The sequence below is a fragment of the Pararhizobium sp. genome (assembly GCF_035497515.1).
In the GTDB taxonomy this organism is placed as follows: Bacteria; Pseudomonadota; Alphaproteobacteria; order Rhizobiales; family Rhizobiaceae; genus Pararhizobium.
Genome location: NZ_DATJDJ010000242.1, coordinates 1 through 13,774, shown reverse-complemented (window position 1 = coordinate 13,774; position 13,774 = coordinate 1). Strand labels below are relative to the sequence as shown.

Annotated in this window: 12 protein-coding genes and 1 pseudogene; 1 reads left to right on the top strand and 12 read right to left on the bottom strand. The window is 60.5% G+C overall.

Annotation, left to right across the window (positions count from 1 at the left end; translation table 11 throughout):
* A pseudogene (locus tag VL202_RS25300) lies at positions 1-322 on the top strand (hypothetical protein); the annotation flags it as partial.
* A gap of 44 nt (positions 323-366) precedes the next feature.
* Here the strand turns inward: VL202_RS25300 and VL202_RS25295 are convergent.
* The 12 genes from VL202_RS25295 to VL202_RS25240 all read right to left on the bottom strand — a co-directional run bounded on the left by VL202_RS25295 (position 367) and on the right by VL202_RS25240 (position 13,640).
* Complete coding sequence (locus VL202_RS25295) at positions 367-1,050, bottom strand: ABC transporter ATP-binding protein (RefSeq protein WP_325466818.1); 684 nt, start codon at positions 1,048-1,050, stop codon at positions 367-369.
* 18 nt (positions 1,051-1,068) lie between these two features.
* A complete protein-coding gene (locus VL202_RS25290; RefSeq protein WP_325466817.1) occupies positions 1,069-2,376 on the bottom strand; it encodes a lipoprotein-releasing ABC transporter permease subunit in 1,308 nt (435 codons plus the stop codon).
* A 10-nt stretch (positions 2,377-2,386) separates the two neighbouring features.
* The gene (gene proS, locus VL202_RS25285) at positions 2,387-3,715 is read right to left on the bottom strand and encodes a proline--tRNA ligase (protein WP_325466816.1); all 1,329 of its coding nucleotides are present in this window, start codon (positions 3,713-3,715) and stop codon (positions 2,387-2,389) included.
* A gap of 709 nt (positions 3,716-4,424) precedes the next feature.
* Positions 4,425-4,694: a DUF1467 family protein gene (locus VL202_RS25280; RefSeq protein ID WP_325466819.1), complete on the bottom strand. Its 270-nt coding sequence runs from the start codon at positions 4,692-4,694 to the stop codon at positions 4,425-4,427.
* A gap of 94 nt (positions 4,695-4,788) precedes the next feature.
* Complete coding sequence (mce, locus tag VL202_RS25275) at positions 4,789-5,193, bottom strand: methylmalonyl-CoA epimerase (RefSeq protein WP_325466815.1); 405 nt, start codon at positions 5,191-5,193, stop codon at positions 4,789-4,791.
* Positions 5,194-5,276: 83 nt separating this feature from the next.
* On the bottom strand, positions 5,277-6,944 hold the full coding sequence (locus VL202_RS25270; protein WP_325466814.1) for a ribonuclease J: 1,668 nt from the start codon (positions 6,942-6,944) through the stop codon (positions 5,277-5,279).
* A gap of 17 nt (positions 6,945-6,961) precedes the next feature.
* Entirely contained in the window at positions 6,962-7,720 is a 759-nt protein-coding gene (locus VL202_RS25265; protein ID WP_325466813.1) for a biotin--[acetyl-CoA-carboxylase] ligase, read from the bottom strand.
* Complete coding sequence (nuoN, locus tag VL202_RS25260) at positions 7,717-9,156, bottom strand: NADH-quinone oxidoreductase subunit NuoN (RefSeq protein ID WP_325466812.1); 1,440 nt, start codon at positions 9,154-9,156, stop codon at positions 7,717-7,719. The genes VL202_RS25265 and nuoN overlap by 4 nt, the downstream gene beginning before the upstream one ends.
* Positions 9,157-9,174: 18 nt before the next feature.
* Positions 9,175-10,686 carry an NADH-quinone oxidoreductase subunit M gene (locus VL202_RS25255; RefSeq protein ID WP_325466811.1) on the bottom strand — a complete coding sequence of 504 codons (1,512 nt, stop codon included), beginning with the start codon at positions 10,684-10,686 and terminating at the stop codon, positions 9,175-9,177.
* Positions 10,686-12,683 (bottom strand): NADH-quinone oxidoreductase subunit L, encoded by a 1,998-nt coding sequence (gene nuoL, locus VL202_RS25250; protein WP_325466810.1) that lies wholly within the window; start codon positions 12,681-12,683, stop codon positions 10,686-10,688. Before nuoL ends, VL202_RS25255 begins: the two co-directional genes overlap by 1 nt.
* 7 nt (positions 12,684-12,690) lie before the next feature.
* On the bottom strand, positions 12,691-12,999 hold the full coding sequence (gene nuoK, locus VL202_RS25245) for an NADH-quinone oxidoreductase subunit NuoK (RefSeq protein WP_209601116.1): 309 nt from the start codon (positions 12,997-12,999) through the stop codon (positions 12,691-12,693).
* 26 nt (positions 13,000-13,025) lie between these two features.
* Positions 13,026-13,640, bottom strand: a complete 615-nt coding sequence (locus VL202_RS25240; protein WP_325466809.1) for an NADH-quinone oxidoreductase subunit J — start codon at positions 13,638-13,640, stop codon at positions 13,026-13,028.
* Between the last annotated feature and the right edge of the window lie 134 nt (positions 13,641-13,774).

Here is a 13,774-nt window from a genome sequence, read left to right as displayed (position 1 = left end):
GAATCTGGGCATCGCCGGTCAGCGCCCCTTCCTGACCGCACGTCCCAACGGCTCGCTCCTGATCACCTCGCACAATGACGCCATCGGTCGCGACCGATGGGAGCAGAAGCTGACCGTCGCCTATCGCAACTCCGATTTCGTCGTCGCCGGCTACACCTATACCTCCTACGACACGCTCGATCCCGACAACCAGTCGGACTGCGACTTCAACGTGCTGACAGGCAAGGGGACGGCAGAGGGCAAGCCGGCCGCCAAGGGCGAAACCGTGCTTTTGCGGGACTGGTCGGATGACCGCGGCCAGACGGCCTGCGGCAACGGCTAGACGGGGCAACCATCGGCTGTGGTCGCCCGTTCTGCCTAGAGCACCTAGAGTTCGACGACCTTGCCGTCCTCGATGGTGACGCGGCGGTCCATGCGCGAGGCGAGTTCGTAATTGTGGGTGGCGATCATCGCCGCAAGGCCGGACTGACGCACCAGCGCCTCCAGCGCCTCGAAAACATAGCCGGCCGTTTCCGGATCGAGATTTCCCGTCGGCTCGTCGGCAAGCAGGACCAGCGGCGCATTGGCCACCGCCCTTGCGATGGCGACGCGCTGCTGTTCGCCGCCCGACAGTTCCGAGGGGCGGTGTTCGGCGCGATGGCCGATACGCATGTAATCGAGGAGCGCTGCGGCCCGTTCGCGCGCCTCGGCCTTGTTGAGGCCGGCGATCAGCTGCGGCATCATGATGTTCTCGATGGCGGTGAATTCCGGCAGGAGATGGTGGAACTGGTAGACGAAGCCGATCTCGTTGCGGCGGATTGCCGTGCGCTGCTCGTCGCCGAGCGCGCCGCAGGACTGGCCGTTGATCAGCACCTCGCCCGCATCCGGCCGCTCGAGCAGACCCGCCAGATGCAGGAGCGTCGACTTGCCGGTGCCGGACGGCGCCACCAGCGCCACCGTCTGGCCGCCATGCAGCTTGAAGTCGGCCCCTTTCAGGATCGACAGGGTCTCATCGCCCTGGTTGTAGTGGCGTTCGACGCCGGAAAGCTGCAGTGCCACGCGCGCATTCATCGTGTCTGTATTCCTTGGTTATTCGTAGCGCAGAGCCTGAACCGGATCGAGGCGCGAGGCGCGCCAGGCCGGGAAGATCGTGGCGAGAAACGACAGGCCGATGGCCATGGCGATGACCGAGACGGTTTCGCCCAGGTTCATGTCGGCCGGAAGCTGGCTGAGAAAATAGAGTTCGGGATTGAAGATCGTCGTACCGGAAATCCAGGAGAAGAACTGGCGGATGGATTCGACATTGAGACAGACGATGACGCCGAGAAGGACGCCGGCGAGCGTTCCGACAATGCCGATCGCCGCCCCGGTCATGAAGAAGATGCGCATGATGGCGCCGGAACTGGCGCCCATGGTGCGCAGGATGGCGATATCACTGCCCTTGTCCTTCACCAGCATGATGAGGCCCGAGACGATATTGAGCGCCGCCACCAGCACGATCAGCGTCAGGATCATGAACATGACGTTGCGCTCCACCTGGAGGGCCGAGAAGAAGGTCTTGTTGCGGTCGCGCCAGTCGCTGATCAGGACCTGCCGGCCGGCTGCATCCTCCACCGGCTGGCGAAGCTCGTCAACGAGATCGGGATTGGCAACGAAGAGCTCGATCGACTGGGCGATGCCTGGCGCATTGAAATAAAGCTGCGCTTCCTCGAGCGGCATGAAGATGATGGTGGCATCATATTCCGACATGCCGATCTCGAAGATCGCCGAGACGGTGTAGGACTTGACCCGCGGATTGACGCCCATCGGCGTCACGTCGCCCTCCGGCGCCACCAGCGTGATCGTGCCGCCGGCGGTGATGCCCAGCTGCTCGGCCATGCGCGAACCGATCGCCACGCCGCTGCCGGCGGCAAAACCGACGAGATCGCCGGACTGGATGTGATCGGAGATCGACTTCATCTTGGCGAGGTCCTCGGCGCGCACGCCGCGCACCAGTGCCCCGGTCCCTGCCCCTCCCGGACCGGAGGCAAGCGTCTGCCCCTCGATCATCGGGATCGCCATGGTGACGCCTTTGACGCCGGAAAACCGGGTGGCGAGGTCGGCGTAATTGTCGAGCGGGCCGTCGAGCGGCTGGACGATCATATGGCCGTTGATGCCAAGGATGCGCGAGATAAGCTCGGTGCGAAAGCCATTCATCACCGCCATGACGATGATCAGCGTCGCCACGCCCAGCATGATGCCGATGAAGGAAAAGCCGGCGATCACCGAGATGAACGCTTCCTTGCGGCGCGAGCGCAGATAGCGCCAGGCCACCATCCGTTCGAAGATGGAAAACGGGCGGCTCGCTGGCGGCTGGGCGGCCGCTGTCTTGTCCTGGTCCTTCGTCGCGGCGCTCATGGCCTATCCCTTATTTCGAGGCGGTCAGCTTGTTGATGGCGGCCTCGACGGTCATTGTTTCGCGGGCACCGGTCTTGCGGTCCTTGAGTTCAACCTCGCCGCTGGCCACCGAACGCGGGCCGGCGATCACCTGCACCGGCACGCCGATCAGGTCGGCGGTGGCGAACTTGGTGCCGGCACGGTCGTCCTTGTCGTCATAGAGCGGATCGAGGCCGGCCTTGTCGAGGGCCGCATAGATGGTTTCGCAGGCCGCATCGCAGGCGTCGTCGCCCGTCTTCATGTTGATCACCACCGCATCGAAAGGCGTGATCGAGGCCGGCCAGATGATGCCGTTCTCATCATGCGACGCCTCGATGATCGCCGGCACGAGCCGGGTCGGACCGATGCCGTAGGAGCCCATATGCACCGTATGCTCCTTGCCATCGGGGCCTTGCACCTTGGCGCCCATGGCTTCGGAATATTTGGTGCCGAAATAGAAGATATGCCCGACCTCGATGCCGCGTGCCGAAACGCGGGATGTCGCATCGACTGCGTTGAACGCAGCCTCGTCGTGCATTTCCGAGGTCGCCGCATAGAGCGACGTCCATTTGTCGAAAATCGCCTTCATCGCGGCCGCATCCCAGAAATTCGTGTCTTCCGCGGGAATGTCGAAATCCAGGAAATCCTTGTGGCAGAAGACTTCCGATTCACCGGTATCGGCCAGGATGATGAATTCATGGCTGAGGTCACCGCCGATCGGGCCGGTATCGGCACGCATCGGAATGGCGCGCAGGCCCATGCGCGAGAAGGTCCGCAGATAGGCGGCGAACATGCGGTTGTAGGAATCGACCGCGCCTTCCCGGTCGAGGTCGAAGGAATAGGCATCCTTCATCAGGAATTCGCGCGAGCGCATGGTGCCGAAACGCGGCCGGATCTCGTCGCGGAATTTCAGCTGGATATGATAGAGGTTGAGCGGCAGGTCCTTGTAGCTCTTGACATAGGAGCGGAACACATCGGTGATCATCTCCTCATTGGTCGGACCATAGAGCATCGGCCGGTCCTGCCGGTCCTTGATCCTCAGCATTTCCTTGCCATAGGCATCGTAGCGGCCGCTTTCCTGCCAGAGCTCGGCCGATTGCAGCGTCGGCATCAGCAGCTCGATGGCGCCGGCCCGGTTCTGTTCCTCGCGGATGATCGCATTGACCTTGTCGAGAACCCGCTTGCCCAGCGGCAGCCAGGTGTAGATGCCGGCCGATTGCTGGCGCACCATGCCGGCCCGCAGCATCAGCCGATGCGAGACGATCTCCGCTTCCTTCGGGTTTTCCTTCAGAATGGGCATGAAAAAGCGGGACAGGCGCATGAACGGGTTCCGGAACTTGAAGCACTTCGCACTATCGCTGGATTCGGGCGAAATAAGGTTGAGCTTGCAGGCCCCGCGCGACCTATGGACGCGCAAACCGGGCACTGCCGTTTGACTGCTTGCCGCGACGGACCGACCGATTGATTCCACCGGCAGGAACATCGCGCACAGGCGTTCATAGACGCTTCGGAGGAGGAAGAAAACCCGTCATCTCCGGATAGGCGGGACTGGCTGACGACCGTACTGCGCCCGCAGGGAAGAACATCGCGACGACCCGCGCATCTGCGTCAAAAAGGCACGCTAATAACAGGAAACACGAATATGAAGTCAACTTAATAATTTTATGCTACTGTAGCAAAAATGCAAAAATATGGGATGACATTGCCTGTTCTTTGGGCTAGTTTCGGCCCAGAAAAGAAGCAGGGAGATTAAATTCTTGTCGATTTCGCGGTCAAGTCTTGGGAGGATAAGATCTTAGGCGCGCTTTATGCGCAGCCACCGGAAACGGATAAGGATCACGCGATACTTTAGAGAACAAGGCTTCTGGCCTTGTTTTTTTTTGACATTTTTCCGGGCAAATCACGTGCAGAACCGTCTGCACTCCCTAATCGTGTCAAATATGTGGCACGTATATCAGCGCTGGAAGCTGACTCTGCGGAAGCCGTCGCCATCAGGTCAACGGACGTCGCAAATGAAACATCCATTTCGATCAATAGAATTTCGGGGCAAAGTCCGGGATAGCGTCGATGCCGTAGCCCAGGCGGACGGAAGCGATGTACCAGGCCAAATGGATGATCGCCGCCAGCACCGACGTCGCCAAGAATATCTTCAGAGGCCGGAAGTGCGCGGGTGCGCTTTCCACACTGCCGGGCACCACCTCGTTCTCCTCGGCCTGAGTCCTCAGACCGATCGGCAAGACGATGAACAGCGATAGCCACCAGATGATAAAATAGATCGCAAAGACGGAAAAAAGCGGCATCTTGTTTTCTCGCAATGAAGACTGAGTGAACAGTTCTTCGGTAACATGCGGCCTTATAGACCTTTCACGCGCGTCGAACAAACGCGCCTATCTGTCACACCTGTTCCAGTTCGATCAGCGTTCCGAAGAAATCCTTCGGATGCAGGAAAAGCACAGGCTTGCCATGAGCGCCGATCTTCGGTTCCCCACTGCCGAGCACCCTGCCCCCGGCGGCGACCAGGCTGTCGCGAGCCGCCAGGATATCGGCAACCTCATAGCAGATATGGTGCATGCCGCCGGACGGGTTCTTGACGAGAAAGGCAGCAATCGGCGAGTCTTCACCGAGAGGTTCCAGCAGTTCGACCTTGGTGTTGTCGAGCGTGACGAACACAACCCGCACGCCATGCCCCGGCAAAGCGTCGGGTTCCGTCACCGAGGCGCCGAGCATCGAACGATAACGGTCAGCCGCCGCTTCGAGATCCGGCACGGCAAGAGCGATGTGATTGACACGTCCGAGCATGGATTGCCTTTCGCGCTGTCGTTTCCTACTGCATGTTCAACTGTTACAACGCCCGCCGCATGGCCAGCGGGCGCCGGGCAGCATCAAAGCTTGTTGATGAACACCGTGACGACCGGCTTCTTGCCCCAGACCTCGTTGGCGGTGCTGCGGATCGCGCGGCGCACGGCTTCCGTCACCATCGCCAGATCCTTGCGCTTGCCACGCGGAATGCTTTCGACAGCGCCGAGCACGGCATCGTAGAGCGTGTCGTTCATGTCCTCGCCCTCGTCATCGAACTCCGGCAGGCCGATCGGAACAACGATCGGGTCCGCCGCGAAATCGTAGCGCGAATCAAGAACGACATTGACCGAGACATGACCGGCAAAGGAGAGCTTGCGGCGTTCGCCGATGCCCATTTCCTCGAAATCGCCGATCAGGCTGCCGTCCTTGTAGATGCGGCCGTGCGGCGCTTCGCCGATGACGGTCGCGGGGCCGGGCGCCAGCCGCAGGATGTCGCCGTTGCGCACCCTTGGAACGGTCTTGATGCCGGACTGCAGGCCGAGTTCCGCCTGCGCGGTCAGGTGAGCCGCCTCTCCATGCACAGGCACGAGCATCTGCGGCCGCGTCCAGGCATACATCTGCTGCAGTTCGTTGCGACGGGGATGGCCGGAAACGTGAACGAGCGCCTCGTTGTCGGTGACGATATGGATGCCCTGCTCGACCAGACCGTTCTTGATGTCATTGATCGCCTTCTCGTTGCCGGGAATGGCGCGCGAGGAAAACACGACGGTATCACCGGCCGTCAAGGCGACATTGCGCATTTCGTCGCGGGAGATCTTGGCAAGGGCGGCGCGGGATTCACCCTGGCTGCCGGTCAGGACGACGACGACCTTGTCACGCGGGATATAGCCGAATTCATCTTCAGCGATAAACGGATTCAAGCCTTCCATGAGACCAACGTCGCGCGCGACATCGCAGACGCGCTTCATCGAACTGCCGAGCAACAGGACCTCGCGTCCGGCGGCGGTCGAAGCCTTGGCAATCGAGCGGATACGGCCGACATTCGAGGAGAAGGTGGTGATCGCCACGCGCCCCTCGGCTTCCTCGATGATTTTCGTGAGGCTGGCGGACACTTCCTCTTCGGAGGGCGAGACGCCGTCGCGCATCGCATTGGTGCTGTCGCACATCAGCGCCAGCACGCCCTCGTCGCCAATGGCGCGAAAGCGCGCTTCGTCCGTGAACGGCCCGAGCGACGGCGCATGGTCGATCTTCCAGTCGCCGGTATGGACGACATTGCCGAGCGGCGTGCGGATGACCAGCGACATCGGCTCGGGGATCGAATGGTTGACGCCGACCGCTTCGATTTCGAACGGACCGACATTGATGCGGTCGCCTTCCTTGAAGATGGTGATCGGCACTTCGGCGCGGCTGCGCTCATAGCTGCGCTTGGCTTCCAGCATGCCGGCGGTAAACGGCGATGCATAGACCGGCACGTTGAGGCCGGGCCACAGATCGGCGAGCGCCCCGTAATGATCTTCGTGGGCATGGGTGATGATGATGCCCTTCAGGTTCTTGCGCTCTTCAGCCAGGAACCGGATGTCGGGAAGCACCAGATCGACGCCGGGCAGATCGAGCCCCGGGAAGGTCACGCCGCAATCAACCATGATCCACTGGCGGTGGGACGGTGCGCCATAGCCGTAAAGGGCCAGGTTCATGCCGATTTCCCCAACCCCGCCCAGCGGCAGGAAGACGAGTTCGTCTTGTTTGCTCATTGAAAGATTGCGCCTTTTTATCCAAAAAATACATCGCCGGCGGCGATGCGCTGAATCATGCCTGCTCCGAGATCGAGCATCAGTCGGCCGTCTTCATCTATGCCTTCGAACCGTCCGGAAAGCGAGCGATCCGGCAGGTTGACGGTAATCTTTTGTCCGATGCCGCCAGCGGCGGAGCGCCATTGTGCGATGATGCTGGCAATGCCTTCGCCACGGTTCCAGACCTGCAGGGCGTCTGCCATGCTGACGAACAGACGGGCAAACAGGTCATCGGGCGAAACGGATACCCCCTGCGCATGCAAACTCGTGACAGGATAAAGTCCGTGGTCCGGTGTCAAAGCCACATTGATGCCGATACCGATGACAAGAGCGTGATGGCCATTCGGCAGGCCTTCGCCCTCAAGCAGGATACCGCAGCACTTCTTGCCTTCAATCAGAATATCGTTCGGCCATTTGATCATCACCGGCTCCGAACCCGGCGGCATGACCGACTGGATAGCGTTTTGCACCGCGACGGCAACGGCGAGCGGCAGCGAATGCAACTTCTCCATCGGTGCCGGATCAATCAGCAGCAGCGACGCGTAGAGATTGCCGGCTTCCGACGTCCAGGACCTGCCCCGACGTCCCCGACCGGCAATCTGCCTTGTCGCCGTGACCCAGTGCAAACCCGGATCGCCGGCGCGGGCACGGTTCAGGCATTCCGTATTCGTCGATCCGACATCACCAAGCACGGTGTGTCTGATGTCATCGAGCCTGATCCGGCCCCCTCCGGTCAAAAGAAGGTCCGGGCAGCGACTTCCGCCGCGGTACCGATCCAGCCGCCGACCAGGACATAGGCCAGCACGAACAGACCAGACAGGCCATAGACGAGCCGCAGCACACCGGACGGACGGGCAAATTCGCCCTTCGGATCATCGAACCACATCAGCTTGACGACGCGCAGGTAGTAGTAGGCGCCAACGACGGAGGCCAGGACACCGATGATCGCCAACGCATAGAGATGCGCCTCGATCGCCGCCATGAACACGAAATACTTGGCGAAGAAACCTGCGAGCGGTGGGATGCCGGCCAGCGAGAACATCATCACCGTCAGCACGGTCGCCATCAGCGGATTGGTCTGCGACAGGCCGGTGAGATCGTCGACATTCTCGACGTGGTTTCCGTCCTTGCGCTTCATCGCCATGATGCAGGCAAAGGTGCCGAGCGTCATGACCATATAAACCAGCATATAAATCAGCACGCCGCGAATACCGGCCATCGAACCGGCCGAAATGCCGACCAGCGCGTAGCCCATGTGACCGATCGAAGAGTACGCCATCAGTCGCTTGATGTTGGTCTGGCCGATGGCGGCGAACGAACCGAGCAGCATCGAGGCGATCGAGATGAACACGATCACCTGCTGCCAGTCGTGCATGATCGGCTGGAACGGCGCGATCACCAGGCGGATCAGCATGGCCATGGCAGCCACTTTCGGTGCGGCCGCGAAGAAGGCGGTCACCGGTGTCGGCGCGCCCTCATAGACATCAGGCGTCCACATGTGGAACGGCACGGCCGAGATCTTGAACGCCACGCCAGCGAGAATGAAGACCAGGCCGAAGACGAGGCCGAGCGAGCGGGTCTCCGCCGAAAGCGCCGCGGCAATGCCTTCAAACCCGGTATGGCCGGTGAAGCCGTAGACCAGCGACATGCCGTAGAGCAGCATGCCCGACGACAGGGCGCCGAGAACGAAATATTTCAGGCCGGCTTCCGTCGAGCGGAGATTGTCACGGTGCATCGCAGCGACGACATAGAGCGCCAGGGACTGGAGTTCGAGCGCCAGATAGACCGAGATCAGGTCGTTGGCCGAAATCATCAGCAGCATGCCGAGCGTCGCAAGGACGATCAACACCGGAAACTCGAAACGGTTGATACCGGCGGAGCGCGCTTCGCCGGCCGACATGATCAGCGCGACGATCGAGCCGATCAGCGTCAGGATCTTCATGAACCGGCCGAAGGCATCCGACAGGAAGGCACCGTTATAGGCCTGGCCATCGCCGGTCTGCCAGACGAACGCCCCGGCAACGGCAAGCAGGATAACGGCCAAGCCGGTGACCATCCCGGACGATTTCTCGCTCGAGAAGACACCGATCATCAGCAGCAACAGGGCACCGACCGCAAGAATGAGTTCCGGCGTCGACAGATGCAGGCTTGCGAGGAATGTATCAGCAGTCATTTCGATCCCGTCCCGTCATCATTCCGCCGAAAGCGCAACATCATGCGCTGCCTGCACGGCCGCAGTGTAATTGTTTACCAGTACGTCCACCGAAGCAGCCGTCGCATCGAATACCGGAGCCGGATAGACGCCGAAGAAGATGGTGAGCACGATCAGCGGATAAAGCAGGGCTTTTTCACGCCCCGAAAGGTCGAGCAACGACTTCAGGCTGTCCTTGTCCAGTGCGCCGAAAATAACCCGGCGGTAAAGCCAGAGAGCATAACAGGCAGACAGGATAACGCCGGTCGTCGCGAAGAAGGCAACCCATGTATTGGCACGGAAGACGCCGAGCAGCACGGTGATTTCGCCGACGAAGCCCGACGTGCCGGGAAGACCGACATTGGCCATCGTGAAGATCATCAAGGCGACCGCGTATTTCGGCATGTTGTTGACGAGACCGCCATAAGCGCTGATCTCGCGGGTATGGGTGCGGTCATAGACCACGCCGACGCAAAGGAAGAGCGCGCCGGACACAAGGCCGTGCGACAGCATCTGGAAGATCGCGCCCTGGACCCCTTGCGTATTGGCCGCGAAGATCCCCATCGTCACGTAACCCATATGGGCGACCGAGGAATAGGCGATCAGCTTCTTGATGTCGGACTGCATCATCGCCACCAGCGAGGTGTAGATGATCGCGACCACGGACAGCGTGAAGACGAAGGGCGCGAAATAGTCGGATGCCAGCGGGAACATCGGCAGCGAGAAGCGCAGGAAGCCGTAACCGCCGAGCTTCAGGAGAACGCCGGCCAGGATGACGGAACCTGCCGTCGGGGCCTGAACGTGCGCGTCCGGAAGCCAGGTATGGACCGGCCACATCGGCATCTTCACCGCGAACGAGGCGAAGAAGGCAAGCCAGAGCCAGGTCTGCATCTGGCGCGGGAACTGATAGGCCAGCAGCTCGGCGATATCCGTCGTTCCGGCCTGCCAATACATCGCCATGATGGCGAGCAGCATCAGCACCGAGCCGAGCAGCGTGTAGAGGAAGAACTTGTAGGATGCGTAGACGCGGTCCTTGCCACCCCAGACGCCGATGATGATGAACATCGGAATGAGGCCGGCTTCGAAGAAGACGTAGAACAGCACGATGTCCAGCGACACGAAGACGCCGATCATGAACACTTCCAGGAGAAGGAAGGCGATCATGTAGGACTTCAGGCGCTTTTCAACCGTGACCCAGCTGGCCAGAATGCAGAACGGCATGAGGAAGGCCGACAGCACGACGAACAGCACCGAAATGCCGTCGACACCGAGATGATAGGAAATGCCGGTGCCGAGCCAGGCATGCTTCTCGACCATCTGGAAGCCGGGGTTCGACTTGTCGAAATTCCACCAGATCCACGCCGAGACGATGAACGTGACGATCGTGGTCAAAAGCGAGATGTTGAGGATGTTACGGCGACCGGAAACGCTGTCTTCCCGCGTGAGCAGCAGAAGGACAACGCCGACGAGCGGCAGGAAGGTGACCGCGGAGAGAATGGGCCAATCGGTCATCAGAAGGAGCTCCCGAGCATCATCCAGGTAACGAGCGCCGCGATGCCGATCAGCATCACGAAGGCGTAGTGATAGAGGTAACCGGTCTGCAGGCGAACAACGCGATCGGTCACGTCCATGACACGGGCGGCAATGCCGTTCGGGCCGTAGCCGTCGATGACGCGACCGTCACCTTCCTTCCAGAGGAAAGTTCCGATGCGCTTGGCCGGGCGAACGAACAGGAAGTCGTAGAGTTCGTCGAAGTACCACTTGTTGAGCAGGAACTGATAGAGGCCACGATGCTGCTCGGCCAGATACTTCGGCGTTTCGGGCGAGCGGATATACATGTACCAGGCCGTGACAAAACCGAGGACCATGGCGATGAACGGGCTCAGGGCAACCAGGGCCGGAACGTGGTGGAAATGCTCCAGGATCTCGTTTTCCGGTCCCATGTACAGCGCACCCTGCCAGAACTCGGCATAGTGATGGCCGAAGAAATCACCTTCGAACACCATACCGGCGGCAACCGCACCAATGCCAAGAATGAACAGTGGCACCAGCATGACCATCGGCGATTCATGGACGTGATGCATGACGTCATGGGAAGCGCGCGGCTTGCCGTAGAAAGTCATGAAGATCAGGCGCCAGGAATAGAAGCTGGTGAAGCAGGCGGCGATGACGAGCAGCGTGAAGGCAAAACCCGCGACCGGCGAATGCGCTGCATAGGCGGACTCGATGATGATGTCCTTCGAGATGAAGCCAGCGAGACCGATACCCGAGAACGGAATGCCGACGCCGGTGATGGCCAGCGTGCCGATCATCATCATCAGATACGTCCATTTGATGTGCTTGCGCAGACCACCCATGTAGCGCATGTCCTGCTCGCCATCGACGGCATGGATGACCGAGCCGGCGCAAAGGAACAGCAGGGCCTTGAAGAAGGCATGCGTGAACAGGTGGAAGATACCGGCACCATACGCACCGACGCCAAGCGCCACGAACATGTAGCCGAGCTGGGAACAGGTCGAATAGGCGATGACGCGCTTGATGTCGTTCTGGACGAGACCGACCGTCGCCGCGAAGAAGGCGGTGACCGCGCCAACGATGGTCACGACCATCAGGGCGGTGTGCGACAGTTCGAACAGCGGCGACATGCGGGCGACGAGGAAGACGCCGGCGGTGACCATGGTTGCGGCATGGATGAGCGCCGACACGGGCGTCGGGCCTTCCATGGCGTCCGGCAGCCAGGTGTGCAGCAGGAACTGCGCCGACTTGCCCATCGCGCCCATGAAGAGCAGCAGGCAGATGGCGGTAATCGCATCGGCCTTGTCGAGATGCATGCCGAAGAGGTTGATGACAGCTTCGCCACCTTCGGCAGCGCCTTCAGCCGGCAGGTAGCTCGAGGCAGCGGCGAAGATCGTTTCAAAGCTGATCGAGCCGAACAGTACGAACACACCGAAGATGCCGAGCGCGAAACCGAAGTCGCCGACGCGGTTGACGATGAACGCCTTCATGGCGGCGGCCGATGCCGACGGCTTCTTGTACCAGAAGCCGATCAGCAGATAGGAGGCCAGGCCCACGCCTTCCCAGCCGAAGAACATCTGCAGCAGGTTGTCGGAGGTGATCAGCATCAGCATGGCGAATGTGAACAGCGACAGATAGGCAAAGAAGCGCGGCCGATGCGGATCGTGATGCATGTAGCCGATCGAATAGATGTGAACGAGGCACGACACCGTGTTGACGACGACGAACATCACCGCCGTCAGCGTGTCGACGCGGAACGCCCATTCGGCGTCGAAGCTGCCAGACTGGATCCAGCGCATCACGGTGACCTTGACCATCTCCGTCTCGCCAAGCGCGATGTTGAAGAAGACGATCCAGGACAGGACCGCGACAATGATCATGAAACCGCTGGTGACGTATTCCGAAGCCTTGGCGCCGATCGACGTGCCGAACAGGCCCGCGATCAGGAAGCCGATCAGCGGCAGGAAAACGACAGCTTGAATAATCGTATTCATAGCCCGATCAGCCCTTCATCATGTTGACGTCTTCCACGGCGATGGAGCCGCGGTTGCGGTAGAAGACGACGAGAATTGCAAGCCCGATAGCGGCTTCCGCAGCCGCGACGGTCAGAATGAACAGGGCGAACACCTGGCCGGTGATGTCGTTCAGGAACGACGAGAAGGCGACCATGTTGATGTTCACCGCAAGCAGGATGAGCTCGATCGACATCAGGATGACGATGACGTTCTTCCGGTTGAGGAAGATGCCGAAGACGCCCAGTGTGAACAGGATGGCGCTGACGGTCAGATAGTGGGAAATACCGATTTCCATGATGATGTTCCTTGACCCCGTCCGTCTTAAAGGCCCTGCCCCGACTTGACCTTGACCACTTCGACAGCGGTTTTCGGCGTCCGGGCAACCTGTTGCGTAATATCCTGGCGCTTGATGTTTTCGCGGTGGCGCAAAGTCAGCACGATCGCGCCGATCATGGCGACCAGCAACACCAGGCCCGCGATCTGGAAGAAATAGACGTAATGCGTATAGAGCACGTCACCCAGCGCTGCCGTGTTCGTGCGATCCGCCACGGCCGGGATCGGCATGGAGATCGTCTTGGCGATTTCCGGCGAGAAGCTGCTGCCGCCGACGACGATGACGAGTTCCGCCGCCAGAATGAGCCCGATCAGCGCGCCAACCGGTGCATATTCAAGCACCCCTGCCCTCAATTGCGTGAAATCGATGTCGAGCATCATCACCACGAAGAGGAAGAGAACGGCGACCGCGCCGATATAAACCACCAGCAGGATCATTGCGAGGAACTCGGCGCCCGTCAGAAGGAACAGGCCGGCCGAATTGAAGAAGGTCAGGATCAGGAACAGCACGGAGTAAACCGGGTTGCGCGCAGAAATGACCATGAACGCCGACGCGACCGCGACGAATGAAAAAAGATAGAAAAAAAGAGCCTGCAGACCCATGATCGGTGCCTTTTTCGTCTTCCCTGGGCAATCTGGCAATTGCCATTTCCCATTCGGCGGACCGGTCAACCCGGCCGACGCCCTCAATCTGTTTCAAGCCTGCCCGGCCGGGCAAGCGCATAGCCGCTTCTCAG

Coding starts and splice junctions, on each gene's coding strand:
- nuoL (WP_325466810.1), bottom strand. CDS start 12,683: ATGAATACGATTATTCAAGCTGTCGTTTTCCTGCCGCTGATCGGCTTC.
- nuoK (WP_209601116.1), bottom strand. CDS start 12,999: ATGGAAATCGGTATTTCCCACTATCTGACCGTCAGCGCCATCCTGTTC.
- VL202_RS25280 (WP_325466819.1), bottom strand. CDS start 4,694: ATGCCGCTTTTTTCCGTCTTTGCGATCTATTTTATCATCTGGTGGCTA.
- proS (WP_325466816.1), bottom strand. CDS start 3,715: ATGCGCCTGTCCCGCTTTTTCATGCCCATTCTGAAGGAAAACCCGAAG.
- VL202_RS25270 (WP_325466814.1), bottom strand. CDS start 6,944: ATGAGCAAACAAGACGAACTCGTCTTCCTGCCGCTGGGCGGGGTTGGG.
- VL202_RS25240 (WP_325466809.1), bottom strand. CDS start 13,640: ATGGGTCTGCAGGCTCTTTTTTTCTATCTTTTTTCATTCGTCGCGGTC.
- VL202_RS25255 (WP_325466811.1), bottom strand. CDS start 10,686: ATGACCGATTGGCCCATTCTCTCCGCGGTCACCTTCCTGCCGCTCGTC.
- VL202_RS25290 (WP_325466817.1), bottom strand. CDS start 2,376: ATGAGCGCCGCGACGAAGGACCAGGACAAGACAGCGGCCGCCCAGCCG.
- mce (WP_325466815.1), bottom strand. CDS start 5,193: ATGCTCGGACGTGTCAATCACATCGCTCTTGCCGTGCCGGATCTCGAA.
- nuoN (WP_325466812.1), bottom strand. CDS start 9,156: ATGACTGCTGATACATTCCTCGCAAGCCTGCATCTGTCGACGCCGGAA.
- VL202_RS25295 (WP_325466818.1), bottom strand. CDS start 1,050: ATGAATGCGCGCGTGGCACTGCAGCTTTCCGGCGTCGAACGCCACTAC.